General features: G+C 70.5%; 25 protein-coding genes. 10 read left to right on the top strand and 15 right to left on the bottom strand.

Features of this window, described 5'->3' with window-relative positions; translation table 11 throughout:
* The first annotated feature begins 165 nt into the window (after positions 1-165).
* From ACLQ3B_RS24200 to ACLQ3B_RS24190, 3 genes are read left to right on the top strand one after another with little or no spacing between them, the layout of a single operon-like run.
* Positions 166-555 carry a GntR family transcriptional regulator gene (locus ACLQ3B_RS24200; RefSeq protein ID WP_425782989.1) on the top strand — a complete coding sequence of 130 codons (390 nt, stop codon included), beginning with the start codon at positions 166-168 and terminating at the stop codon, positions 553-555.
* Positions 552-1,433, top strand: coding sequence for an ABC transporter ATP-binding protein (locus tag ACLQ3B_RS24195; RefSeq protein WP_425782988.1), 882 nt, complete (start codon positions 552-554; stop codon positions 1,431-1,433). Before ACLQ3B_RS24200 ends, ACLQ3B_RS24195 begins: the two co-directional genes overlap by 4 nt.
* Positions 1,430-2,446 (top strand): ABC transporter permease subunit, encoded by a 1,017-nt coding sequence (locus ACLQ3B_RS24190; protein WP_425782987.1) that lies wholly within the window; start codon positions 1,430-1,432, stop codon positions 2,444-2,446. Before ACLQ3B_RS24195 ends, ACLQ3B_RS24190 begins: the two co-directional genes overlap by 4 nt.
* 9 nt (positions 2,447-2,455) lie before the next feature.
* Here the strand turns inward: ACLQ3B_RS24190 and ACLQ3B_RS24185 are convergent, their stop codons facing one another.
* The gene (locus ACLQ3B_RS24185; RefSeq protein ID WP_425782986.1) at positions 2,456-3,433 is read right to left on the bottom strand and encodes a phosphotransferase family protein; all 978 of its coding nucleotides are present in this window, start codon (positions 3,431-3,433) and stop codon (positions 2,456-2,458) included.
* A gap of 85 nt (positions 3,434-3,518) precedes the next feature.
* Between ACLQ3B_RS24185 and ACLQ3B_RS24180 the strand changes: the two genes are divergently transcribed.
* Positions 3,519-4,373, top strand: a complete 855-nt coding sequence (locus ACLQ3B_RS24180) for a hypothetical protein (RefSeq protein ID WP_425782985.1) — start codon at positions 3,519-3,521, stop codon at positions 4,371-4,373.
* Positions 4,374-4,674: 301 nt separating this feature from the next.
* Complete coding sequence (locus ACLQ3B_RS24175) at positions 4,675-5,259, top strand: hypothetical protein (RefSeq protein WP_425782984.1); 585 nt, start codon at positions 4,675-4,677, stop codon at positions 5,257-5,259.
* A gap of 44 nt (positions 5,260-5,303) precedes the next feature.
* Here ACLQ3B_RS24175 and ACLQ3B_RS24170 read toward each other — a convergent pair whose 3' ends face one another.
* Entirely contained in the window at positions 5,304-7,073 is a 1,770-nt protein-coding gene (locus ACLQ3B_RS24170; protein ID WP_425782983.1) for an extracellular solute-binding protein, read from the bottom strand.
* Between the two features lie 84 nt (positions 7,074-7,157).
* On the bottom strand, positions 7,158-8,423 hold the full coding sequence (locus ACLQ3B_RS24165) for a serine/threonine-protein kinase (RefSeq protein WP_425782982.1): 1,266 nt from the start codon (positions 8,421-8,423) through the stop codon (positions 7,158-7,160).
* Between the two features lie 254 nt (positions 8,424-8,677).
* On the opposite strand from ACLQ3B_RS24165, the gene ACLQ3B_RS24160 reads away from it, so the two are divergent.
* The 4 genes from ACLQ3B_RS24160 to ACLQ3B_RS24145 all read left to right on the top strand — a co-directional run bounded on the left by ACLQ3B_RS24160 (position 8,678) and on the right by ACLQ3B_RS24145 (position 10,111).
* A complete protein-coding gene (locus ACLQ3B_RS24160) occupies positions 8,678-8,896 on the top strand; it encodes a hypothetical protein (protein ID WP_425782981.1) in 219 nt (72 codons plus the stop codon).
* A 206-nt stretch (positions 8,897-9,102) separates the two neighbouring features.
* A complete protein-coding gene (locus ACLQ3B_RS24155) occupies positions 9,103-9,486 on the top strand; it encodes a VOC family protein (RefSeq protein ID WP_425782980.1) in 384 nt (127 codons plus the stop codon).
* Positions 9,487-9,620: 134 nt separating this feature from the next.
* The gene (locus tag ACLQ3B_RS24150) at positions 9,621-9,803 is read left to right on the top strand and encodes a ribonuclease (protein WP_425782979.1); all 183 of its coding nucleotides are present in this window, start codon (positions 9,621-9,623) and stop codon (positions 9,801-9,803) included.
* A 71-nt stretch (positions 9,804-9,874) separates the two neighbouring features.
* Positions 9,875-10,111, top strand: a complete 237-nt coding sequence (locus tag ACLQ3B_RS24145; RefSeq protein WP_425782978.1) for a hypothetical protein — start codon at positions 9,875-9,877, stop codon at positions 10,109-10,111.
* Between the two features lie 94 nt (positions 10,112-10,205).
* Here the strand turns inward: ACLQ3B_RS24145 and ACLQ3B_RS24140 are convergent, their stop codons facing one another.
* The 11 genes from ACLQ3B_RS24140 to ACLQ3B_RS24090 form a co-directional block, all read right to left on the bottom strand.
* Entirely contained in the window at positions 10,206-10,613 is a 408-nt protein-coding gene (locus ACLQ3B_RS24140) for a four-helix bundle copper-binding protein (protein ID WP_425782977.1), read from the bottom strand.
* A 111-nt stretch (positions 10,614-10,724) separates the two neighbouring features.
* A complete protein-coding gene (locus ACLQ3B_RS24135) occupies positions 10,725-11,438 on the bottom strand; it encodes a GAF and ANTAR domain-containing protein (RefSeq protein ID WP_425782976.1) in 714 nt (237 codons plus the stop codon).
* A 381-nt stretch (positions 11,439-11,819) separates the two neighbouring features.
* Positions 11,820-13,157, bottom strand: a complete 1,338-nt coding sequence (locus ACLQ3B_RS24130; protein WP_425782975.1) for an RICIN domain-containing protein — start codon at positions 13,155-13,157, stop codon at positions 11,820-11,822.
* 68 nt (positions 13,158-13,225) lie between these two features.
* Complete coding sequence (locus ACLQ3B_RS24125; protein WP_425782974.1) at positions 13,226-14,572, bottom strand: lectin; 1,347 nt, start codon at positions 14,570-14,572, stop codon at positions 13,226-13,228.
* A gap of 367 nt (positions 14,573-14,939) precedes the next feature.
* Positions 14,940-15,518, bottom strand: coding sequence for a DM13 domain-containing protein (locus tag ACLQ3B_RS24120; RefSeq protein ID WP_425782973.1), 579 nt, complete (start codon positions 15,516-15,518; stop codon positions 14,940-14,942).
* A 57-nt stretch (positions 15,519-15,575) separates the two neighbouring features.
* Complete coding sequence (locus tag ACLQ3B_RS24115; protein ID WP_425782972.1) at positions 15,576-16,424, bottom strand: S-methyl-5'-thioadenosine phosphorylase; 849 nt, start codon at positions 16,422-16,424, stop codon at positions 15,576-15,578.
* 44 nt (positions 16,425-16,468) lie between these two features.
* A complete protein-coding gene (locus ACLQ3B_RS24110; protein WP_425782971.1) occupies positions 16,469-16,894 on the bottom strand; it encodes a hypothetical protein in 426 nt (141 codons plus the stop codon).
* A complete protein-coding gene (locus tag ACLQ3B_RS24105; protein WP_425782970.1) occupies positions 16,891-18,057 on the bottom strand; it encodes a molybdopterin-dependent oxidoreductase in 1,167 nt (388 codons plus the stop codon). Before ACLQ3B_RS24105 ends, ACLQ3B_RS24110 begins: the two co-directional genes overlap by 4 nt.
* Positions 18,054-18,767, bottom strand: coding sequence for a class I SAM-dependent methyltransferase (locus ACLQ3B_RS24100; RefSeq protein WP_425782969.1), 714 nt, complete (start codon positions 18,765-18,767; stop codon positions 18,054-18,056). Before ACLQ3B_RS24100 ends, ACLQ3B_RS24105 begins: the two co-directional genes overlap by 4 nt.
* Positions 18,764-19,444, bottom strand: coding sequence for a TIGR04282 family arsenosugar biosynthesis glycosyltransferase (locus ACLQ3B_RS24095; RefSeq protein WP_425782968.1), 681 nt, complete (start codon positions 19,442-19,444; stop codon positions 18,764-18,766). Before ACLQ3B_RS24095 ends, ACLQ3B_RS24100 begins: the two co-directional genes overlap by 4 nt.
* Complete coding sequence (locus ACLQ3B_RS24090) at positions 19,441-20,118, bottom strand: glycosyltransferase family 2 protein (RefSeq protein ID WP_425782967.1); 678 nt, start codon at positions 20,116-20,118, stop codon at positions 19,441-19,443. Before ACLQ3B_RS24090 ends, ACLQ3B_RS24095 begins: the two co-directional genes overlap by 4 nt.
* A 147-nt stretch (positions 20,119-20,265) precedes the next feature.
* Between ACLQ3B_RS24090 and ACLQ3B_RS24085 the strand changes: the two genes are divergently transcribed.
* Positions 20,266-21,630 carry a hypothetical protein gene (locus ACLQ3B_RS24085; protein WP_425782966.1) on the top strand — a complete coding sequence of 455 codons (1,365 nt, stop codon included), beginning with the start codon at positions 20,266-20,268 and terminating at the stop codon, positions 21,628-21,630.
* On the opposite strand, the gene ACLQ3B_RS24080 is transcribed toward ACLQ3B_RS24085, so the two are convergent.
* Positions 21,602-22,681 (bottom strand): NAD-dependent epimerase/dehydratase family protein, encoded by a 1,080-nt coding sequence (locus tag ACLQ3B_RS24080; RefSeq protein ID WP_425782965.1) that lies wholly within the window; start codon positions 22,679-22,681, stop codon positions 21,602-21,604. The genes ACLQ3B_RS24085 and ACLQ3B_RS24080 overlap by 29 nt on opposite strands.
* Between the last annotated feature and the right edge of the window lie 134 nt (positions 22,682-22,815).

Here is a 22,815-nt window from a genome sequence, read left to right as displayed (position 1 = left end):
TGCAATCACGTACCCGCATCCGTTGATGTGTGCGCCGTGACGCCGCATGTCGCGGGTCGACGGCTGGTCGCCCGAAATCCCGTGCCGCGAGGTGACGTCATTCGGTAGCGAAGAGACCGCCCATGGCCCTATTGTGCTAGGCAACTAGTGGAATGGGGTGGCGAGGTGATCGAGTTTCACCTGGACTCACGATCCGGGGTTGCGCCGTACATGCAGCTCATCCGACAGGTACGGCACGCGCTCCGGCTCGGGGTCCTGAACGAGGGCGACAAGCTGCCCACCGTCAAGGAGGTGGTGGCCCGGGTCGCCATCAACCCGAACACGGTGTCCAAGGCGTACCGCGAGCTGGAGTACGAGGGCCTGGTCACAGCCCGGCCGGGACTGGGCACGTTCGTCACCCGCACGCTGGGCGGCGACTCGTTGAGCAAGCACGAGCCGCTGCGGCAGGACCTGGCGCGCTGGCTGGCCGAGGCTCGGGAGGCGGGCCTGGACGACGAGAGCATCGAGGCGCTCTTCCTCACTAGCTTTCGAACTTTTTCGGAGGCCCGAGCATGACTAGCGCGCTGATCGCGGACGGTCTGACCAAGCGGTACGGGCGGCGTTCCGCGCTGAAGGACTGCATGCTGGACATTCCGGCCGGCCACGTCGTGGGCCTGGTCGGGCCGAACGGCGCCGGTAAGTCCACGTTGTTGCAACTGGCCTGCGGGCTGCTCGATCCGACCGCGGGGCGGATCGAGGTGCTCGGCGTGCGGCCGGTCAGCGGGTCGCCGCGGGTCGGGTTCGTCGCGCAGGACACCCCGGTCTATGCCGCCCTGACCGTCGCGGACCACCTGCGGATGGGCGCGCACCTCAACCCGTCCTGGGACGGTGCGCTCGCTCAGCGGCGGATCGCCCAGGTCGGCCTGGACCCGGCACAGAAGGCGGGCAAGCTCTCCGGCGGTCAGCGTGCCCAGTTGGCCCTGACCGTCGCCGCGGCGAAGCGGCCCGATCTGCTGCTGCTCGACGAGCCGGTGGCGGCACTCGACCCGCTCGCCCGGCGCAACTTCCTGCAGGGGCTGATGGAGCTGACGGCCGAGGAGGGCATGAGCATCGTGATGTCCTCGCACCTGGTCGCCGACCTGGAGCGGGTCTGCGACCACCTGATCGTGCTGGTCGCCTCCCGGGTGCGGGTGGCCGGTGACGTGGACGATCTGCTGGCCACCCACCACCGCCTGGTCGGGCAGCGGCGCGACACCGCCGACCTGGGCGTCGGGCGCGCCCTGGTCGAGCAGAGCCACACCGACGTGCAGTCGACCCTGGTGGTGCGCAGCACCGCGCCGATCGTCGACCCGTCCTGGCAGGTCGACCGGCTGGACCTGGAGGACATCGTGTTGGCGTACATGAGCGGAGCCACCGGCGACGGGCCGGGACGGGTTCTGGAGGGACAGCGATGATCTGGATGACCTGGCGGCAGTTCCGCACCCCGGCCCTGGCCACCGGTGCCCTGTTACTGGTGGTCCTGGGTGGTCTGGCGCTGACCTGGGCAGAGGTGACGGACCTGGCCGCGCAGACCGGATACACCGGCTGTCAGGGCGATGCCTGCCTCGCCGCCGGCGAAGCGTTCCTCCAGGCGCTGCAACCAAAATGGGCGAGCGAGTTCCACATCGCCGCCATCGCGGCCCTGTACCTGCTGCCCGCCCTGGTGGGCATCTTCTGGGGCGCGCCGCTGGTGGCCCGGGAGTTGGAGTCCGGCACGTACCGAATGGTCTTCAGCCAGTCCGTCAGCCGTGTCCGCTGGCTGCTGGTCAAGCTGGCGATCGGCGGTGGGGCCGCAGCGCTCGGCGCCGGCCTGCTCAGCCTGATGCTCACCAGGTGGGCGCAGCCGATCGACGGGGCCTCGGCGGACCGGATGAACCCGCTGGTGTTCGCGGCCCGAGGCGTTGTGCCGGTTGGCTACGCGGCGCTGGCCTTCATGGTGGGTGTCACCACCGGGCTGCTGCTGCGGCGGACCCTCGCCGCGATGGCGGTGACCCTGCTCGTGATCGCCAGCCTCCAGATCGCCGCGCCACTCGTGGTGCGCCCCTGGCTGGCGCAGCCGGTCACCACGGTCGCACCTCTGAATTTCGACGGTGACTTCGGGATCTCGATGGACTCCGACACCGGGCAGATGACGGTCCACATCGAGCCCGAGCGTAGGGGCGACTGGGTCATATCGAGCACCACGATCACCTCGACCGGAGCGGAGTTCATTGGTCCGGCCGATATGACCCAGTGCGGTCGGCGGGCGTCCGGTGGGCGCGAGGCGTGCCAGAGATGGCTGGGGCAGCAGAACCTCAGCCTGGAGGTGAGCTACGTGCCCGGCTCGAAGTTCTGGACCCTGCAGTGGCGGGAGTTCGGCGTGCTGTTCGCGTTGACCGTCGTGCTGTCCCTGTTCTCCCTCTGGTGGGTCCGCCGCCGACTCGTCTGACGGAGGCATTCAGATCGCGGCCAGTGCCTTGGTGATGTTCCACTCGGCGAGGTCGCGCATCCATCGTCGATCCGGGAAGTCGGTGTCAGCGATGCGCAGCGGACCCTCGATCAGCGACAGCACCTGCGCGTACCGGTAGAGCTCCAACCGGTCCGGGTCCAGATCGACCGGGCGCAGTGCCGGATACGCCTCACCGAAGCGCATCTGCAGCCAGGCGTGCTCCCATTCGACGTCGAAGTAGGACAGCCCCTCGATGTCGATCACCACCGGTTCGCCGGTCGGTGTGACGAGTACGTGATCTGGTCCGAGTTCACCGTGCACAAGTGCGTACTCCTGCCGCGGTGTCACCCTGCCATGGAGGAGATGCAGGTGGGCGGCGATCCGGTGCTGCGCATCAGTCAGCCGGGGGTCGCGGGCCGCTGTGGCGTCGAGGTGGCCGAGCGCTCGGTCCAGGATGATGTCCTCGGTGCGTCGAGTCTGGGATGACTCACCCTGCGCTGTGGCCGCGAGCTTGCCATAGCGTGGGCCGAAGGTGGTGTGCATCTGGCGCAGGGCTTCGCCGAGCATGGACAGCGGCGCGGCGGCCGCGGCGGGATCGCGTTCCATGAGCGTCTCCAGCCGCAGCGCGCCGGCGTCTTCGAGCAGCGCGATGTCGGCGTCGAGGTGGCGACCGTCGCGGTCGAGCATGATCAGCCGCGGTACGCGCACACCAGCGGCGGCGAGTGCCGCGTGGCTGGCCGCGAACAGTTCCGCGCCCGACGCGTCGGTGAACGGGTCATCCGGGACCGTCGGCGACGGCGGCCAGTAATTCTCGCCCGCTGCCCACACGTACAGAATCACGGTTGTCTGGTCGTCGAGGCCAAGCCGGTAGACGCCCTTCTTGCTGCCGCCGGTCAGCCGCTCCAGGCCGGTGAGCCGGCTCTTGGGGCCGAACTGTTCCGCCACCAGGTCGTGCAACTCATCCGACTGCAGGAACGTCCGTGTCATGGGTGCCTCTCCTCGGGTGCGACTGCGGATCGCACCGCTGTGGATGGGATCTACGGCTAATGGCAACACGTGGCAGGATGCGCCGGTGCGTCCTCGGTTGATCCTTTTGACTGCGGCGGCCTCGTGCGCCGCCCTTCATGTCGCAGGCGTCCTGACGGCCAATCCGATCTGGCGCTACGCCGAGGTGCTCAGCATCGGTCTGCTCCTTGCCTACGCCATGACCAGCCGATCGCAGGGTTCCCGCTGGCCGCTGTGGGCGGCCCTCGCTGTGCTGCTCGTGGACGCGGTCCGCACGACGCCAGCCGCTCGGAGTAGCGACAGCTACGGCGTGGTGGTGTTCGCGCCCAGCTCGAACATTGATACACCATCTGCCTTCGAGTCGGGTCTCTCCCTCTGCTGGCCCTTGTTGACCGCGGTAGGTGTGCTCCTCGTCGCGTGGCGCCGCGGTGGCTGGCACCGGCACGCGGTGGCTCCGGTTGTTGTTGGGGGAGCGCTGATCACCGGGTACGCGGTCTTCCGCGTTGTTGGTATTTGGCGCGCCGTTGCTGCTGAGCCTCCGCGCGCGAGCGGCACCGACGAGGCCGAGACGATGATGGCCGTGGGTACGGCGGTCCTGCCGCCCCTGGTCCTCGGGATTGCCGCGTTGGCGCTCGCCGCGGCGCTCGTCGGCCACGGTCGACGGCTCGCCTCGGTCGGCGCGGTGTTGCTGGCCCTCATGGCGCTGCCTCTGCTGGACACGTGCATTGACGTGGTCCCGATGCCCCTATCCGCCGCCAGCGACAATGCCCTGTTCGCCTGGCATGCCATCACGCCCACGCTGTCCATACCGCAGCCGATGCCGGCGCTCACGGCAGCGGTCGAGCTGACCGCGTACCTGCTGCTCGTCGCAGGTCTCACCGATCGTCCCGGCCGGACACACGCGCCAGCGACCGAGGTCTGACGGCCGGCGTGACTCGCCAAGCGGGGGCGCAACTCCTCCACCATCGCGCGACTCTAACGCTCCTTGGCCAGTTAGGTCGGCCAGCGTTTGGCGGAGTTCGGGGTCGCCGGATCGGCGCAGACCGGGCATGATCCTCTACGCACCGGGCCTGGCGGGGCTTGGCTCGCCACTGATGGAGAACACGTTGCACTGCACGAAATGCGGAGCCGAACTGGCACACCCCGGCCAAGGTCACACGTGCCGGTCCTCGACACCTCCGCCCGCGCTCAGGACAGCAGGTTGGAACGTCGCGACCTGGTTCGTGGTCGGGTTTGCCATTCTTCTCGCCCTGGCCGCGATGGCCGCGGCCGTCCTCGGCAGCACCCCGAGCGGCCGTGCTCGGCCACTGCCCCCGTCCGGCGCTGGCGCAGCGATCGGGTTCGTCCTGGCCAACCTGATCCTGATCGCCGCCTTCATCGGTCTGGCTGTCAGCGGCCTGATCTGGGGGCGCGGCACTCGCCAGCTTGCCGAGGCGCACGGCTCCTCCGGTCGCTCCTACAGCCGTCACTGGGGCATACGCGTCTTCTCCTCCTGCATCGTTTTCAGCACCGTCATGGCCTGGCTGGCCAGCGACCGAACCGCCCCGGCCGTCCTGTTCGGCCAGGCGGGCCTTCGTACCCTCGGAGCCGCCGCGCTGATCGGGGGCGTGCTGCACAGCCGGGCGCGGGTCCTGCGGCTGATCGCCCAGGTCGACCGAGTCGTCGCCGGACACTACTCGCCAGTCGCCGGGCAGGACCCGGCGTGGCCGCTGTCGCCCACTCCGACACGTGACGACTGGAACGCCGGCCAATGGGACCCGGATGTGCTGCGCGACATCGAAGCTCGCCGTAACCGCCACCGAACCTGATCTCGTGGTAGCGCGGGCCTCCAGCGCGACGGCGGACCCATACGTCAGAAGCTGCTGACCAGCTTCACGAACGCCTCGTCGATTTTGGCGGGATCGGTGGCGTCGAAGGCCTTGCCCGACGATGCCTTGGCGATCCGGTCCAGGGTGGCGAAGTCCGACTCCCGGTCGAAGGCGATGCAGAACACCTTCACCGGATGCTGCGGGTCAAGGGTGACCTCGGCGAGCAGCCGGGCGAGGTCGTTGTCCTTGCTGTACTCGTTCTTGCCGTCGGTCAGCACCACGATCGCGTTGATCCGCTGCGGGTCGTACCGGTCGAGCAGTTCTCGGTGTGCGGCCCGCACCGTCGCGTAGAGCGCGGTGTCGCCAACGACCTGCAGGCCGGCGATCTTGTTGTTGATCCGCGTCTGGTCGAACCCGCCGAGCGGGACCTCCTCCCGGTAAGGGCTCTTCGGATGCTGCTTGGTCTCCGAGGAGAACGACCAGAGACCCACCCGGTCTTCGGCGTTGAGCAATGCGAGGCCCTTGCCCGCCGCCGCCGCGGCGACCTCGAATCGGGTACGGGTGCCGACCTTCGCCTGCATCGACCCCGAGGTGTCCAGGGTGATCAGGATGTTGGCCTTCTTGCGGAGCGTGCGCCAACCGTCCAACATCGCGCTGACCACCTCCGGGGCCGGCGGCTTGAAGTAGCTGAGCCCGCCGGTGGGCTCGGCGCCGACGCTGGCCAGCAGCTCCGCCGAGGCCCGTTGCTCGTGGTCCCGGAAGCCGAGGCGGGCGAAGCTCTCCTGCTGGGCGCCCTCGGTCAGGAATTTCTGGAAGTCGGCCGCCGCCGCGCGCTGCCGCCTGTCGGCGGTGGGCAGCACCACGAACGGATGGTCCAGGTTGAACGTGCCCTCCTTGGGGTGCACGGCGACCAGCGGGACGTTCGGCCGGCGGCCCCGCTCCTGCCCGTCCAGCCGAGGGCTCAACGCACCCGTGTTGTAGAGGTCCACCAGCTCCTCCTGTAGGACGATGGCACTCATGTCGCCCGTGCTGCCCGCCCCGCCGGCCAGGTCCGCCTCGGCGAGGCTGCGCAGCAGGTCCACCGAGTCGTCGCTGTAGTGCGACACGTTGGCCTCGATCCGGCGGACGAACTGGGTGACCTTGGGGTCGGCCAGATCGGACCGGGTCAGGTCGCTGGCCCGTTTCACCGCCGCGTAGTAGGTGGCGATGGTCGCCGCCAACCCGGAGGTGGACAGGTTCGGGTTGTCCTTGCCGAAGGTGAAGCGGCCCCACTCCGGCTTGCCGAAGCCCGCCCATCCATCCCGTCCGGAGAGGCCCAGGATCTCCTCCCAGCCCAGCGCCCCATGCTGGCGTACCACCTCGGCCTTGGGCTGTGGCATCGCGATGACCAGCGGGCTGTTGGCGATCGACGGGTAGCGGTCCGGAGTCTGCAACTCCCGCCCGGCGGCTTCGTCGAGCAGCCGGAGCTGGCCGGTCCACAGGCTCGACGTCGGCAGCCAGACCTGCGGTTGCGGCAGGCCGGTGTGGGTCCAGTCGGTAGCCAGCGCCTCGGTGGCCTGGCCCGAGTTCAACGCGCTGACGTGCACCTGGGCGCAGCCGCCGCCGGCGATCGACCTGTCGCTGCGGTTGTAGCGCTCGGCCAGGTCGACAAGCAGCGCCGCCTTCTCGGTGGAGGAGTTGACCTGGAGGGTAACGGCGCAGCCGGTCTCACGCTGCCGGACGAACACGAACGCCCCGGCGATGACCACCAGGCCGGCGGTGACGGCGGCGGTGTACGGCAACCACTGCCGCGTACGCGAAGCGGTTGGAGCCATCGGGACGTCCTCCTCGGCGGGCGGCTGGTGGCAGTCAACCTATCGATCCGACGCCAGCCGGCGGCCCCGACCCCGGCGCACCTGTCACCCGTGGTCGGACCGTCCCCCGACCGCCGTCGCGACCAGCAGCCGAACCAGGTAGACCACGACGAAGGTGACCGCCCCGACCGCGGCGGCCGGGCCGACCGCGCTCGACGCGACGTAGCCGGCGGCGACGCCAACCGAACCGAGGAAGAGCGCGGTCGAGATGCCCCAGGCGTCGAGGGCCTCACCACGCAGCCGCCGCAACGCGCCGTCGCCGCCAGCACCGACACCAGGTTCCGTCACCGGCAGGTGCGTCGGCTGGGTTGGCCGGGCCTGGGTCGGCACCGTCGGTTGGGTCGGTATCCGTGGCTGCGTCGGACCCGGCTGTGGTGCCGTCGGCGGGACCGGGGGCAGCGGGTGGTTCGGCGTCGGCGCGCCTGCGGTCTCGTTGCCGGCCTCGAGCAGGTTCTCCCGACGTAGCGGCTCGGTGACCCTGCCGTCCTGCCGGAGCAGCCGCACCAGTACGCGCTCGGCAGCCGGCCGGTCCGCCGGATCCTTGGCCAGGCACTCGCGGATCAGTTCGTCCAGAACGGGGGGCAACGCGGGCAGGTCGGGTGGGTCGTGCAGCACCCGGTGCATCACGGCGAAGAGTGAGTCGTTGCCGAAGGGCGGCCGACCACCTGCGGCGAAGGCGATCGTGGCCGCCCAGGCGAAGACGTCGCAGGGCGGACCGATCGTGTCGTTGCGGAACCGCTCGGGCGCCATGTACGCGGTGGTCCCCATGACCCGGCTGGACGCCGTGTCGGTGACGCCCAACGCGCGGGCGATGCCGAAGTCGATCACCCGAGGGCCGTCCTCGCCCAGTACCACGTTGTCCGGCTTCAGGTCGCAGTGCACCACGCCGGCGCTGTGGATCGCGGCGAGCGCGGTGACGGTGCCGACCGCGAGCCGGTGCAGGGCGTTACCGGTCACCGGGCCGCGCTCGCGGACGTGCCGGTGCAGGGTCAGGCCCTCGATGAACTCACTGACCACGTAGGGCCGCTCGCCGTCCACCTCGGCGAAGAGCACCTGGGCGGTGCAGAACGGAGCCACCCGGCGGGCGGCGGCGATCTCCTTGACGAATTGCGAGCGCGCCCGTGGATCACTGAGATCGACGTTGACCATCTTGACCGCGACCCGGTCACCGGCGTCGTCCTCACCGAGAAAGACGACCCCCTGCCCACCGGCGCCGAGCCGGCCGACCAGCCGGTACGGGCCGGCGGTGACCGGGTCGTGCGTCCAGAGTTTCGCCAACCCCGGCACCGGTGTGCCGGCCAGCTCTGACATCCCGACTCCATCAGTGTCGCGCCCGGCCACCGGCGGCGCAGGACACGGCCATCGTGCCATGTCGGCCGCCGATGACCGAGGATGTTCGACCATGGGTCGAGGGTCGAGAAGGCCCATCCTCGGGTTTCAGGCTGGTGGATTGTTGCTGGATCTCGGCCTTGCGATACCGTCAAGGGGCCCACACCGGTGTCGAGCAGGCCCGTCCATCAGCTCTCGATGTCCACCGGGCGCCCCACCGATCCAGGGAGATACCGATGTCGGAGCCTGAGCCCGTCCACGCCGCCCACGCGGAGGATGCCGACACGCCGACCACGGCCGACACCGACGAAGCTTCCGTCCCCACCAACCGGGCTGCCCGGCGGGCGAAGGGCAAGAAGGTCGCCTCACCTCAGCCGCACGGGAAGGGTCAGCACCTCGGCGGCCGGGGCTCGGTCCAGAGCCCGCGTCAGTGGGGTAACCGGCGAAGCGGCTGAGCCGCCGCCGCAGGGACGGGTGAGAGGCTGCGCGGGGCGCAGCGCCCCGCACGGCGCTTCGTCAGCGTTGCGGCGCCGCTGCCCGGCCCACATCAGCTCGGTGGTCGCCACGCTGCCGCCGCAGGGCGTGTTCACCAGCCGCCACTCAAAACGCCCGCCGGCGACAGGTCGGAGACAGGTCGTCATAGCTGGCGTACGTTGGCGCGGTGGCCACTGTTTGGACCCTGGGATGCGATGCCGCCGATCCCCAGCGGATCGCTGCTTTCTGGGCGTTGGCCCTCGGCTACGTCAAGGAAACCGGCTTCGACGAGCCCGACAACGCGTCCATCGTCGACCCGGACGGCCGGGGCCCTGCCATTGGCTTCCTCAAGGTCCCCGAGGGCAAGTCAGCCAAGAACCGTATGCATATCGACATTCGAGTGGCAGGTCCGGGCTCTGGGGACATGGCCGAGCACGCCCTGCTGATCCGGCAGAAAGCGTCCGACCTGGTTGCGGCCGGTGCGACTGTGGTCCGCGAGGAATGGTACGGGGACGTCCTCGGGCACGTCGTCATGCTTGACCCCGAGGGCAACGAGTTCTGCGTCGCTTGATGCCATGACCAGGGCCGATTCCGCATCCGAATCCGTCGTCGTCCATGACTGCGGCGCGCACGACCGGGGCGGTGCCCTTCGCGCGGCTTGAGCCGGGCCCGTTTGCTGGTGAAGCCGGAGGGTAGGTGAAATTCATGACTTCGCCTGACCAGAGCCAGCAGGAGAGAGCCCTCGAGACCGGCGCGGTGTATCAGGACGCCGAGGGGCGCCGTACCACCGATCCAGGCTCCGGGGCCGCGAACGCCGACAGCGAGGCCGACCGCAACGCGGAGCACCTGAGGCAGGGCGAGGTTGGCCCGCGCGTCCCGGAGGAGTAGCGGCCCGGGGTGTGTGGAGACCACCTCGGGGTAGCGGTAGGGAGCGAGCAGAAACCCCCAAGGAGGACGAGATGACCGATCCCAGGTACGTACCGATCGGACTGGCCGACGCCGGACAACTGGTCGACGACGACGGCGCGGGCGCCGACCCCGCCGGAGAGATCGTCGGCGCGGACGACGCGATGGCGGACGCGGCCCGGACCGGCGCCGATGTGGACCTGTCCCGCGCAGATCGGGACGGCGACGGCATCCCGGTCGGCGCGGCGGACGCCCAGGCCGACCGTGACCGCGCCGCCGGCGACGGGTGACCCGACGAGGGTCGGTGCCGGCCCCTCTCGGGTCGCCGGCACCGCCCGACCTGTTCTCAGCTCCCCGACCTGTTCTCAGCTCCCCGACCTGTTCTCAGCTCATGGTGGCCAACAGGTCGCGGCAGGCCCGCTCGCACGCGCGGCACGCCTCGGCGCAGACCCGGCAGTGCTCGTGCTTGTCGGCGTGAGCGGCGCACTCGTCCCCACACGACTTGCAGGCCGTGGCACACGCCTCCAGCAGACTGCGGCTGACGTTCGCGTCGTAGCCGGTGTGACGGGACAGCACCCGAGCCGTCGTGGTGCAGATGTCGGCGCAGTCCAGGTCCGTACGGATGCACTTGGTCAGCTCGGCGACCATGTCCTCGCTCAGGCAGGCGTCCGCGCATGCCGTGCAGGCCTGGGCGCAGTCACTGAGCGAGTCGATCGCTGCCGCCAGCTTCGCGCGGTCCAGGTTGATCGATTTCGGGTACGTCTCCAGCATGGCCATGGTGGTGCTCGGCATCAGGAATCCCTCTCTCTCGGTTCCTGATGCCCTACCCGAAGAGCCCCGGGACACACCGGGCGGGCGCGGCCGGTTGGAAGCCCTTCGGGCAGAAAGCGCCCCCGGCCCTGGTCAGTGCTGAGCTTTTCCGGCTGCCCGGTCCACCAAGGTTTGCGCCACGTCGCGGAGCTTGCGGTTGGAGTCCTGCGACACCTTCGCCAGGACATTGAACGCTTCGGTGGCGGTGCACCGGCGCTCGGCCATGATGATGCCCTTCGCCTGCTCGATGACCGCGCGGCTGGCCATGGCGTCCTGCATCTGGCGGGCGAGGTTCGCGGTGCTCTCGTAGAGCTGGGCGTTGGCCAGGGCGACGGCGGCGTACGCGGCGAAGGTCTCCAGCAGGGCGACCGTGTCGTCGTCGAAGGCGTGCGGGGTGCGGGCATAGACGTTGAGCGCGCCGACGACCGCCTCCTGGATCGGCATGCCGATCGAGACGGAACTGCCGACTCCACCCTTGCGGCCGCGTTCGGCCCACTCGGGCCAGCGATCCTCGGCGCTGAGGTCGGGTACGGCGAGGATCTCGCCGCCTGCGGCGGCGGCCAGACACGGACCACTTCCCTGGGCGTACTGGCGCTCGTCCAGGTCGAGGGCCAGCTCGTCGGTGAACGCAGCGGTTTGCCCGGTTCCGCCGCGGACCAGCGTGACCGACACCTCGACCGGCACGGTCAGCACCTGTTTGGCCAGTTCCGCGACGCGCTGCAGAACGTTGTCGAGGCTGGTCTCACCGAGCTTGATCCGGCCGAGTTCGGCGAAGGCGTCGGCGGGGTCCGTCGGCGAGTGGGTCATGGCGCCAGGTCCTCACGGCCGGCGCACCCGTGGACCACAGATCGGGATGGTGGGCGCGCGGTTGGCAGCCCGCGTGTCGCGGACCGCTGCACGGACCCCCAACCGGGCGGAGCCGGGACCAACGCCGGTTGCTCGACGCCGATTCGCCACATCCGGTACACAGATGTGAACTACAGGACCGCCAGCATGCTCGGGCTGTCAGTCGGCGACGACGAGCGCCTGGGGTGCGGCGGCCTTCATCAGGGTACGTAGCCACGTATGAGAGGGCCGAGTCCCTTCACCATGGCCCTCCGGCCTACGGTCACCCCGACGGCCACGCGCCGCCCGGGCCAGGGCCCGAGCGGCGCGTGTGCGACATACTGGGCGTTGCCTGGTGCGGTACTAGCTGCGCGTGCTCCACTGCTGGTTGGCGCCGCCGTGGCAGGCCCAGAGGTGAAGCTGCGTCCCATTGGCCGTGCCGGAGGCGACGGCGTCCAGGCACAACCCCGACTGGGCGCTGGTGATGGTGCCGTTGGAGTTCAGGTTCCACTGTTGGTTGGCTTGGCCGTTGCAGTCCCAGATGAGGACCGCGGTGCCGTTGCTGGTGCCCGCTCCGCTGGCGTCCAGGCACTTGTTGCCGTAGACGGTCAGGGTGCGGTTGGTGGTGTGGGTCCAACGCTGGTTGGTGCCACCGTGACAGTCCCACAGTTGCGGGCGGGCGCCGTTGCTGGTGCTGGAGTTGGGAATGTCGATGCACCGGCCGGACTGGTTACCCGCGATCAGCACGTTCTGCTGGCCGGCGGGTGGGTTCGACGTCGGGGGATCGGTGGGCGGAACGTCCGACCCGAACTGGGTGAAGAACCGCCACACCTCCTGCTTGACCCAGCTTCGCGCGCCGCTCTCACACCCGGCACACCCGTCCACCGGACCTTGCTGGTGGCCGCCGTCGAATGCGGCCCAGACCACCGGATAGCCGGCCCGGCAGGAGTACGGGGTGGTGATGTGGGTCAGGCTGCCGGCCCTCGGCTCGGGCGGGCTCTGCGCGGCGCATCCGTTGTTCCGGACGAACCTGTCGCGCAGCGACCGTCCGCTGCCGATGTTGTCGTTGATGCCGTGAATGCCCAGGTACGCCACCGCCTGGGTGCCGCCGCTGCATCCGCTGATGGCCCCCGGAGCCGCGATTGCCGCGACCGCACGGAACACCGTCGGCCGGGAACACGCCAACGAGTAGCTCATCGCGCCGCCGTAGCTGAACCCGACGGAGAAGAGTTGCGTGGTGTCGACGCAGAGGGCGTTCGAGATCACGCGGACCATGTCGTCGGTGAAGGTCACGTCCTCACCGTTGGAGTTGCCCCAGCCGTTGTTGAGGCCCTGCGGGGCAACGAAGATCGTGGAGTTGTTCGACTGCGAGAGCATGCCGTAGTACGCCCACGAGGCGCCGTCGCTGCCGCCGCCCGCGACCTGACTGGCGGTGCCGCCCAACCAGTGGAACCCGAAGGCCAGCCGGTGGGCATAGGTGTTGTTGTAGCTGTCGGGCAGCCGAAGGATGAAGCTGCGGCTCTTCCCGCTGCTCTGGATGGTGTGGGTGCCGCTGTTCAGCCCGGGTGCCTTGCCGCAGCCGGCAGTGGTGGCCGCGGCAGCCGGTGCGACGGTCGTGACGACGTACGTTCCGATGGCGAACAGAAGCATGATCGCCATGGCTGCCCCCAGCCAGGGGGCGGTGAGTTTACGAAGTGGCACGGTTGAGCCTCCTTGTGTGTGAATGGTCAGCCGGATCGACTGTTGGCCTGCCGGGAGCCTCGCCGGGTTCAGCTCCGGCTCCACCGTTGGTTGGCCGCGCCGGTGCAGTCCCAGATCTGGATTCGCGTGCCGTTGGCCGTGCCGCCGCCGACCATGTCCAGGCACCGGCCCGAACCAACTCCGGTGATCGAGCCGTCGCTGTTGAGCCGCCACTTCTGGTTGGACTGGCCGTTGCAGTCCCAGATGATCACCGAGCTGCCGTTCGCGGTGCCGCCGCCGTTGACGTCGAGGCACTTGCCGCCGAAGACGCGTAGCTCCTGGGCGGCGGTCGAGGTCCAGCTCTGGTTGCTCTGGCCGTGGCAGTCCCAGATGATCGCCGCCGCGCCGTTGGTCTGCGAGCCGCCGTTGACGTCGAGGCACCGCCCGGAGGATGTGCTGCGCAGGGCCGACGTGTTGCTCGGGGGCGGGGTGGTCGGTGGCGTCGTGGGTTCGGTGCCACTACCGAACTGGGTGAAGAACTTCCACACCTCACCCTTGGTCCAGGTCCTGGCTCCGCTGTCCCCGCCGCCGTCCACCGGGCCGGGGCCGTGCCCGCCGTCGAATGCGGCCCAGACCACCGGATAGCCGGCCTGGCAGCCGGAGTAGGTGGTGGTGATGTGGGTCAGGCTGCCCGCCCTCGGCTCGGGCGGGTTCTGTGCGGTGCATCCGTTGTTCCGGACGAACCTGTCGCGCAGGGACCGTCCGGCGGAGACGTTGAGCACCGGGTCCCCGATGCCATGGATTCCCATGTACGCGACCGGCTGGGTGCCGCCGCTGCACCCGCTGAGCTGCCCGCCGGAGTAGACCGCGACAGCGCGGAAGACATTTGGCCGGGAACAGGCCAGCGAATAGCTCATGCCGCCGCCGTAGCTGAAGCCGAGCGCGAAGCGCTGCGTGGTGTCGACACAGAGGTCTGTCTCGATCACCCTGATCATGTCGTCGACGAATGTGACGTCCTGACCGCCGGGGTTGGCCCAGCCGTTGCCGTTGCCCTGGGGGGCGACGAAAATGGTGCTGTTGTTCGCCTGCTGCCGCAGCCCGTAGTAGGACCAGGCCGCCCCGTCGGACCCGCCGCCGTCGACGTCGTTGGCGGTGCCGCCGTTCCAGTGGAATCCGAAGATCAACCGGTAGGCGTGGCTCCTGTCGTAGTTGTCAGGAATCCTCAGGATGAAACTACGGTTCTGGCCGCTGCTCTGGATGGACCGCTGGCCGCTGGTCAACGTGGGCGCCTTGCCGCACCCGGCGGTCGTCGCGGCCGCTCCGAGGTCCGCGGCCGACGCGGTGGTGCTCAGGCCACCGGCCAGTGCCGCCGCGCTCACGGTCACGACGGTCGCCGCCGTCGCGAGCAATCCAAGAATGGGTCTACGTCTTGTCATGAAAGGGCTCCCGCCACTCGGCACGAACTGATTGAAAGGTCCACGGTGACCCGACGCCGTCAGGACGCGTCACCGCAGGTCACCCCCGCCGACCACGTTCGCCGCGAACCCGGAGGAGACGCGATGGGCCCACGGCACCCGGCCGGCTCATCGGCCCAGGTCTCCGCCACTGGTCTCGCCGCCCACGCAGGACCAGTCGAACGCCGAATCGATGGCGGTCACGCCGTGTGCCCGAACACCACGCGACCGTTCGCCGGACGGTGCCGGAGCACCGAGTTCGGCGTCGAACCGATTCGCCCCGACGCTAGATCGCGCAGTGAAAGATGTCAATGCCGTGTCCGGCAGGTTGCGGCCCGGGGTGACCCGGTCAGGCGCTCGTGAGGTCGGCCGCCCCGAAGGACACCGCGAATCGCTTGCACCAGATGGAGACGCTCCGGAAGTCGCGCGGGTCCACCGACGCTGGCAGCTCGTACACCTGATTGCCCTTGTTGCCCTTGAGCTTCGCCAGCTCGATCCATTCGCCGTCGTCGAACACCCGCCAGCCGGCCGTGCCTCGGACGACCGGTTGGTCGGTCAGCCACACCCGCAGGTCCGGGCCGTTCGACGTGTTCAGGTCCCGGATGACGAGCTGGTGGCGGCCGTCGGCGAGCCGGTGAATCTCGGCACTGCCGGTCGTCCGGTGCTCATGGGTGACGAACTCGCCGGTGGTCAGGATCTCGTTCGCCGCGGGGGTGGCCGCCGAGGCCGCCGAGGCCGTGGGGGTCGGGCTCGCGGACGCCGCAACCGGGGAGGCCGAGGTCGCCGCCACGCGGGGAACTGCCTCGTCGACGTAGGTGTCGGTGAACAGCTTCCACGGCTGGAACCAGTAGAGGGCCAGCACCGCCACCACGGCCGCGCAGGCGAGACCGGCCCGGACCACCGGCGACCGAAAGATCCGATTTCCCATCACCGCAGCGTACGGTCGCGACGGCCGTCGAACTGTTCGCGAACCCTTTCGGAACTCTTACGACGGTCGCCGCTGCGTACCTGCCAGAGCCTGTCCGCACGGGCAGGCCCCCTGGTCCTCCGGCAACGTCTGCACCGCGTCGCCGAGCAGGAGACGCAGACGATCGATGTTCCGGGCGAAGACCGTGAACACCTCCTGCTGGGTGACCCCGTGACCAACCTCGACGCCCGAGTCGAGGTCGGTCACCAGGGACAACGCGGTGTAACACAGCGCCAGCTCGCGTGCCAGCACCGCTTCCGGGTGGCCGGTCATACCGACGATCGACCAGCCCTCCCGGCCGTACCACTGTGATTCGGCGCGGGTGGAGAACCGGGGCCCTCCGATGACGACCATGGTTCCGCCGTCGACCGGCTGCCAGCCGGCGGCGCGGGCGACGTCGAGGACCGCGGCCCGTCCGACCGGACAGTAGGGGTCGGCGAAGGGCGCATGGATGACCTGGGGGAGTTGCCCGTCCGCGCCTGGCTGCCCGTCGTAGTAGGTCTGCGCGCGGCCGCTGGTGCGGTCGACCAGTTGGTCCGGCACGACGAGGGTCCCGGGGCCCAGATCCGGTTGCAGGCCGCCAACGGCGCCCGGTGCGAGCACCTGGCGGACGCCGAGCGCTCGTAGCGCCCACAGGTTGGCCCGGTAGTTGATCCGGTGTGGGGGGAGGGTGTGCCGGCGTCCGTGGCGGGGCAGGAACGCCACCGGCCGCCCGGCCAGACTCCCGATGGACAGCGAGTCGCTCGGCGGTCCGTACGGTGTGTCGACGGTGACCTCGGCGACGTCGTCGAGAAACTCGTAGAAGCCGGATCCGCCGATCACGCCGACGGGCGCCCGCTCGGTCGTGCTGATTTCTCCTGCTGACATGTGTGGCCCTCCTGGGCGAAGAGTGGAGAACACGCGGGGCAGAGTCACGGACGGTCGGTACGTCGGCCCGTGACGCGCCGGTCGACCCTGGTGGCAACGACCAGAACGATCACGATCGTGGCCCAGACGACAGCCAGTCCGACGGCGAGCCCCAGCGGGTAGTTGCGGTCCGGTAGGCCCGGGTTCGGAGGTGCCGAGGGCGGTCGCCACAGCAGGGGCACCGCGATCAGCAGCAACGTGGCGCTGGCCAGCAGACCCGCGGCGATCCAGGCCAGGCGTAGCCGGTTCGTCACCAGTCGGCCCAGTACCAGCCCGACCAGGCCGACCAGCGGCGCCACCAGGACGTCGTGCAGCACCGGGCCGCCGATCAGCCACGGCAGGGTGGTGCCGAGCTGGGGCAGGAGCAGCCAACCGCCGTACGCGGTGGCCGCCACACCGAGCACGAGCAGGACCAGTCGGACGGCTCTCACCGCAACACCTCCAGCCGGGCCACCCACTTGGTCTGCAGGACGCCCGGCCGGCTCGGAGCGATGATCCGGCAGGGGTAACCGTGGTCGGGAGACAGTTGCTCGCCATTGATCCGCAGGGCGAGCAGCGTCAGCGGGTCACTGGCATGGGCGGCGGGGAGTGTGCTGGCCGCGTACAGGCCGTCGGTTTCCAGCGAGGTGATCCGAACCGGTCGGCCGGTCGGTGCGCCGGCCCAGCCGAGCAGCTGGACGACGGGCACGCCGGTCCAGTGGGCCGACGCGCTCCAACCCTCGACACAGGAAATCGGCAGTTCCGCCGTGCGTTGTGGCAGGGCCGCCAGTTCGGCCAGGGACAGGGTGTTCCGCCCGCCCGGCCAGACGATCTCCAGTCGCCAGTCCGGTGGAACGGTGATGTGCGCGGCACCCGCCGTACGGTTGATCGGTATGCCCTGCGGTCCGGCGGCGGAACGCCACGCCAGTGGCGACACCCGACGTAGCCACGGCACGGTGACCCCGGCGGTGGCCAGCACGGCGATGCCAGCGACGCCTGCCGACGCCCGCAGGAACGCCCGGCGCTCGGACGAATCTCGATCGGCACGCCCCGGCGTCGTGGCCGGCACCGCTTCCCGCCGCCGCAGTGACGTGCTCAGCGCCGCGCGGGCGACCGGGAGCTTCACGGCGACGTGCAGCAGCATCGCGCCGGCCACCAGCCAGGCGACCGCGTAGTGCGCCGTCGGAAAGAAGAACCCCCACGGGTACGACTGGGCGACGTTGAACAGGCCCGTGACCAGTTCGAAGAACGCGGCGCAGACAAGTACCAGGACGGAGATCCGTTCGAGGGCATGGGCGGACAACCGGATCGGCTGGCGCAGGGGCGGACGGACGAACAACCGGGGGTAGACGCTCCACAGCTTGGCCAGCAGCAACGGGATCGCCGCGACACCGGAGAGCACGTGGACGCCCTGGGTGATCCGGTAGAGGTTGACCGGTCGGGTCGGCCAGGTGAACCAGCCCGGCGGGTGCTGGATGTAGTGGCTGAGCAGTCCGGTGCCGAAACACAGCCCGAACGCCACCCCGAGCCAGAGGCCGAGGCGGGCGGCGACCAGCGGTGAGTGCGCCGGCGCGGTGAAGTCCTCGGGGGCGGGGACGCGCGGCCGGCGGATCATGAGCGGGCCAGCTCGGCGAACCAGCGTGGACCGAACTGGAAACGGTCGGCGACCCGCAGGCCGGCAGCGGCCGCGGTACGGGCCACCGCCTCCGCGCCGACCCGCGCCCACCGAAACGCCGGCCCGCGCAACTCCCGTTCGCCGGCCGATCCGGACAGCACGTACGCCTGACCCTGCCACAGCCCGGCGCCCGGGGGATCCACCTCGACCACAAGTGTTCCGTCGACCGCGATCAGGGCGCCGCAGCGGCGCAGCAGTCGGACCGGGTCACCGCCGATGCCGATGTTGCCGTCGATGAGCAGGGCGTGTGCCCACCTCCCCTCGCCGGGAAGTGGTTCGAAGACGTCGCGTCGCAGGGCGACCACACCCCGGCCCTGGGTCAGACGGACCGCCTCGGCGGAGATGTCCACCCCCAGCGCGACCAGGCCCCGCTGGGCGAGTGCCCTGGTCAGCCGGCCGGGGCCGCAGCCGAGATCGATGGTGGGCCCGGTGCAGCGTGCGGCGAGGGACTCGATCGCCGGTTCTGGCGGGCCGTGCCAGCGCCGTACCGGCAACAGGTCACGTCGCCCGTCGGTGTGCACCAGCCAGTGGTCGGTCGGGGCCGCGGGCATCGGGGCGACCGGCGTACCGCGGGCGTCCTGATCGGCGGCCCACCCGCCGAGCCTGCCCAGCACCACATCGAAACCGTCGAGACTGATCGCCGACGTCACCGGGGGCGTCCGCTCACCAGCTGGCCGCGTACCGACCCGACGGCGTCCGCGAACCGGGTGCCGGGCAGGTCGGCCGCGACGGCCAGCGCCGACGACCAGTCGTCGACATCCCGCTGAACGGGCAGGATGGCCGGGTGTAGGCCGTGCCCGCGCAGAGCGGCGAGGGTGCGGCGACCGGTGTCGTCGGTCGACATGGGCACGTCACGTAAGGCGCTCGCGTACGTCGGTTCGCGGAGCCCGAGCGTCCACCAGCCGCCGTCGAGCGCCGGTCCGAACACGGCCTCGTGCTCGGCGAGCAACTCCAGCGCCGTGGTGAGCAGGGCCGGCCGGACCTGCGGCGTGTCCATGCCGATCTGCAGCACCGGTCGGCCGGGAAACGCCGTCGCGGTGTCGGCGTGGGCGTTCGCGAGGCGGTCGGCGAACGTGGCGCCGCGCTGCGGGAGCAGGTGCCACCCTGCCAACGCGGCGGTCAGTTCCGCGCCGTACTCGGCATCGGCGAACCGACCCGTGTGGGCCAGCACGGGAATGGTCGACGCGGTGGCGCGTACCGCCGCGAGGGTGTCCAACAGCGACGCCGCCGCGACCCGGGCCGCCTGGGTGGGATCGGCGGGCGGGCAGAGGCGCGTCTTGGCCAGCCCGGAAACCGGTGCCTTCGCGACCAGGAGCAGGACGTTCACCGGCCACCACCGGCGTCGGCGCGCAGCACTCCGGCGAAGTCCCGGGTCGCCCGCAGCGTGCCCCGAACCGACCCGGAGACCTTCGAGGTGGTCCCGGCGGCCCGGGGCGCGTACGCGACGTCCAGTTCGAGAATTCGCCAACCCGCCTTGGCCGCGCGCAGCAGCAACTCCAGGGGGTAGCCGAACGCGCGATCGTTGACGCCGAGTCGCAGCAGCGCCGCCCGGCGAGCCACGCGGATCGGGCTGATGTCGTACACCGGCGCGCCACGACGCCGGAGCAGGGCGGCGACCAGCGCGTTCCCGGCTCGGGCGTGCCACGGCCAGGCATCCGCCGAGACCGGCCGACGCCGCCCCACGGCGAGATCAGCCCGACCGTCGCGCACCGCCGCGACGAGCCTGGGCAACTCGGCCGGATCGAACGAGCCGTCCGCGTCGAGCACGCAGACCAGGTCCGCGTCCGCCGCCAGCAGGCCGGCGTGTACGGCCGCCCCGTACCCGCGTCGCGGTTCGTGGACGACCCGGGCCCCGTACTCGGCCGCGATGACAGGTGAACCGTCCGTGGAGCCGTTGTCGACCACGATGGCGCGGTAGCCGGGCGGCAGCCCGCTCAGTACGACAGGCAGTGCGGCCGCCTCGTCCAGGCACGGCAGGACCACGTCGATCGTTGGGTGCATACCGGCGACGCTAGGCCCGCGACGGGCCGTCCGGACCCCGGTTCGTCCTTACGAATCGCTTACGCGGCAATGGATCTTACGACTCCCTGACGTATCCCTGTCTGGCTGTCGGATGCCTGGTCAGAGGTCGTATCGTCGGCCGTCACCATGACCATGATGACCCGGCCGGGACGACCCCGGTCCGCCGACCTGATCGTCCTCGGCGCCGAGATGGCCCTGCTCGCCGTCGCCGTCGCCGTCGGCGCGCTGCTCAACCATCAGGGCGTGCGGCTCCATGCCGACGCCGCTCCGCTCTACGCCTCCTGGCAGCCGCATCTGGGGCCTGGAACCCCCGCCGCGCTTCTCGTCGCGGCGCTGTTCGTCTGGCGGGGTACGCGCTGGGGAACCGACACCTCGTGGCCACGGCTGCTGGGGTTCGGCTATCTCGCCGCGGTGCTCTGGACGCTGTCGCTGGCCCTGGTGGACGGCTGGTCCGGGGGGTTGACCGAGCGGCTCACCGTGCAGGCCGAATACCTGCACGAGGTGCCCCGGGTGACGGACGTCGGCATCATGCTGTCCGGTTTCGCCGACCGGATCCTCGACTTCCAGCCCGACTCGTGGTCCACCCACGCCGCCGCCCACCCACCGGGCGCCTTGCTGTTCTTCGTCTGGTTGGAGCGGATCGGCCTGGGCGGCGGAACCGCAGCCGGGCTCGCCTGCGTGTTGCTCGGCGCCACGGTCTGCGTGTCGGTACCGGTGACGTTGCGGGCGCTCGGCGCCGAGGCCGCGGCCCGGGCGGTGTGGCCGTTCCTGGTGCTCCTCCCGGGGGCGGTCTGGGTGGGCGCTTCCGCGGACGGGATCTTCGCCGCGGTGGTCGCGGCCGGGCTGGCGCTGCTGGCGGTGGGCGGCCGACCGGGGGCCGCGCTGGGCGGGTTGCTGCTCGGCTTCGCGCTCTACCTGTCGTACGGGTTCGTCCTGGTCGGCTTGCTCGCGTTGACAGTGGTGCTGCTCCGGGCGCGGGACCGACTCGGCGTGCTCCTGGTCGCGGCGACGGCGGTCGCGGCCGTCGTCGCTGGTTTCACCCTCGCCGGCTTCTGGTGGCTGGACGGCTACCACCTGGTGGCACGCCGTTACTACCAGGGTTGGGCGGCGGAACGCCCATACGGGTACTGGGTCTGGGCGAATCTCGCCGCTCTGCTGCTCTCGACGGGGCCGGTGGTCGGGCCGGCGCTGCGGCGGGCGGTGGCCGCCGTGTCGATCCGAGCACCGCACCCACCGCGCGCGACAGCCCTCCGCCAGCGGATCGTCAGCGCCGGGCCCACTGTGTGGTTGCCCGTCGCGGCCATGGCGGCGGTGCTCGCGGCGGACCTGTCGGGGCTCAGCAAGGCCGAGGTGGAGCGGATCTGGCTACCATTCGCCGTCTGGCTACTGGTCGCCACCGCGCACCTGCCTCACGGTCACCGACGGTGGTGGTTGGCCGCCCAGGCGGCCACCGCCCTCGCCGTCAACCACCTACTGTGGACGGTCTCCTGACCGATGCCGGCTCCCGCATCACCGCGGTGGTGAAGTCGGCGATGCCGGCGGCGAAGCCGACTCGGGCGGTGAAACCGAGCAGTCGGGCGGCGCGGGCCGGATCGGCCACGACGTGCCGTACGTCCGCCGTCCGCCCGCCCCCGACCGTGACCGGCGACGGCCCGCCCATCGCCGACGCCAGCTCGTGGGCCAACTCGCCGACGGTGTGCGGTTCACCCGAGCAGACGTTGGCCGGGGTCAGCGGATCAGGTGCCGTTGTCGTGAGGGCCAGCAGATTGGCAGCGGCCACGTCCGTCACGTGCACGAAGTCGCGCCGTTGCCGGCCGTCCTCGAGAACCCGGGGCGGCCGTCCGGCGGCCAGGGCCGACCGGAAGATCGACGCCACCCCTGAATACGGAGTGTCGCGGGGCATTCGCGCACCGTAGACGTTGTGATACCGCAGGGCCCAGACCGACCCGCCGGTCTGCCGGGCCCAGGCGCCGGCGAGGTGTTCCTGGGCCAGCTTGGTGGCGGCATACGTGCTGTGCGGCTCCAACGGCGCGTCCTCCGGCACGAGACCGGGGGAGAGCGCCTGGTCGCAGCGTGGGCAGGTCGGCTCGTACTGGCCCTCGGCCAGGTCGGCGGCCCGGCGGCCGGCAGGCCTGACGATTCCGTGGCTGGGGCAGTGGTAGCGGCCCTCGCCGTAGACCACCATCGAACTGGCCAGCACCAGTCGGCGTACCCCGGTGGCGTGCATCGCCGCGAGGAGGGTGGCCGTGCCGAGGTCGTTGTGCGCGGCGTACCGGGGGGCGTCGGCCGGGTCGAGGCCGTGGCCGACCATGGCTGCCTGATGGCAGACCGCGTCGACCCCGGCCAACAGCCGGGTCAGCAGTTCGCCGTCGCGTACGTCGCCGACCACGAGGTCGTGCCGCTCGGCCCAGGGCGGTGCCGTCGCACCGTGCGCCTCGGGCAGGAGCGCGTCCACGGCCACCACCTCGTGCCCGTGTTCGGTGAGCAGGTCGGCGACGTGCGAGCCGATGAACCCGGCCGCACCGGTGACAAGTATCCGCATTCCGGTCACCGTATGACCTCGGGTACGCCCACGCGGCTTCCCGCTCGCAGCCGTAAGAACCTCGCAAGGTTTGCTGGTGCGGGCGGACACCGGCGCGTGGCTACGCTGGACCGATGGACAACTGGCGGAGACGT

The sequence above is a fragment of the Micromonospora sp. DT53 genome, assembly GCF_049841535.1.
Lineage (GTDB): Bacteria > Actinomycetota > Actinomycetes > Mycobacteriales > Micromonosporaceae > Micromonospora.
The sequence above is the reverse complement of the archived record's forward strand: the minus strand, read 5'-3'. Positions and strand labels throughout refer to the sequence as shown.

What these genes read in the sequence shown, in the direction of transcription:
- ACLQ3B_RS24195 (WP_425782988.1), top strand. Translation starts at nt 552, where the DNA reads ATGACTAGCGCGCTGATCGCGGACGGTCTGACCAAGCGGTACGGGCGG.
- ACLQ3B_RS24190 (WP_425782987.1), top strand. Translation starts at nt 1,430, where the DNA reads ATGATCTGGATGACCTGGCGGCAGTTCCGCACCCCGGCCCTGGCCACC.
- ACLQ3B_RS24185 (WP_425782986.1), bottom strand. Translation starts at nt 3,433, where the DNA reads ATGACACGGACGTTCCTGCAGTCGGATGAGTTGCACGACCTGGTGGCG.
- ACLQ3B_RS24170 (WP_425782983.1), bottom strand. Translation starts at nt 7,073, where the DNA reads ATGGCTCCAACCGCTTCGCGTACGCGGCAGTGGTTGCCGTACACCGCC.
- ACLQ3B_RS24165 (WP_425782982.1), bottom strand. Translation starts at nt 8,423, where the DNA reads ATGTCAGAGCTGGCCGGCACACCGGTGCCGGGGTTGGCGAAACTCTGG.
- ACLQ3B_RS24160 (WP_425782981.1), top strand. Translation starts at nt 8,678, where the DNA reads ATGTCGGAGCCTGAGCCCGTCCACGCCGCCCACGCGGAGGATGCCGAC.
- ACLQ3B_RS24150 (WP_425782979.1), top strand. Translation starts at nt 9,621, where the DNA reads ATGACTTCGCCTGACCAGAGCCAGCAGGAGAGAGCCCTCGAGACCGGC.
- ACLQ3B_RS24145 (WP_425782978.1), top strand. Translation starts at nt 9,875, where the DNA reads ATGACCGATCCCAGGTACGTACCGATCGGACTGGCCGACGCCGGACAA.
- ACLQ3B_RS24140 (WP_425782977.1), bottom strand. Translation starts at nt 10,613, where the DNA reads ATGCCGAGCACCACCATGGCCATGCTGGAGACGTACCCGAAATCGATC.
- ACLQ3B_RS24135 (WP_425782976.1), bottom strand. Translation starts at nt 11,438, where the DNA reads ATGACCCACTCGCCGACGGACCCCGCCGACGCCTTCGCCGAACTCGGC.
- ACLQ3B_RS24125 (WP_425782974.1), bottom strand. Translation starts at nt 14,572, where the DNA reads ATGACAAGACGTAGACCCATTCTTGGATTGCTCGCGACGGCGGCGACC.
- ACLQ3B_RS24120 (WP_425782973.1), bottom strand. Translation starts at nt 15,518, where the DNA reads ATGGGAAATCGGATCTTTCGGTCGCCGGTGGTCCGGGCCGGTCTCGCC.
- ACLQ3B_RS24115 (WP_425782972.1), bottom strand. Translation starts at nt 16,424, where the DNA reads ATGTCAGCAGGAGAAATCAGCACGACCGAGCGGGCGCCCGTCGGCGTG.
- ACLQ3B_RS24105 (WP_425782970.1), bottom strand. Translation starts at nt 18,057, where the DNA reads ATGATCCGCCGGCCGCGCGTCCCCGCCCCCGAGGACTTCACCGCGCCG.
- ACLQ3B_RS24090 (WP_425782967.1), bottom strand. Translation starts at nt 20,118, where the DNA reads ATGCACCCAACGATCGACGTGGTCCTGCCGTGCCTGGACGAGGCGGCC.
- ACLQ3B_RS24085 (WP_425782966.1), top strand. Translation starts at nt 20,266, where the DNA reads ATGACCATGATGACCCGGCCGGGACGACCCCGGTCCGCCGACCTGATC.
- ACLQ3B_RS24080 (WP_425782965.1), bottom strand. Translation starts at nt 22,681, where the DNA reads ATGCGGATACTTGTCACCGGTGCGGCCGGGTTCATCGGCTCGCACGTC.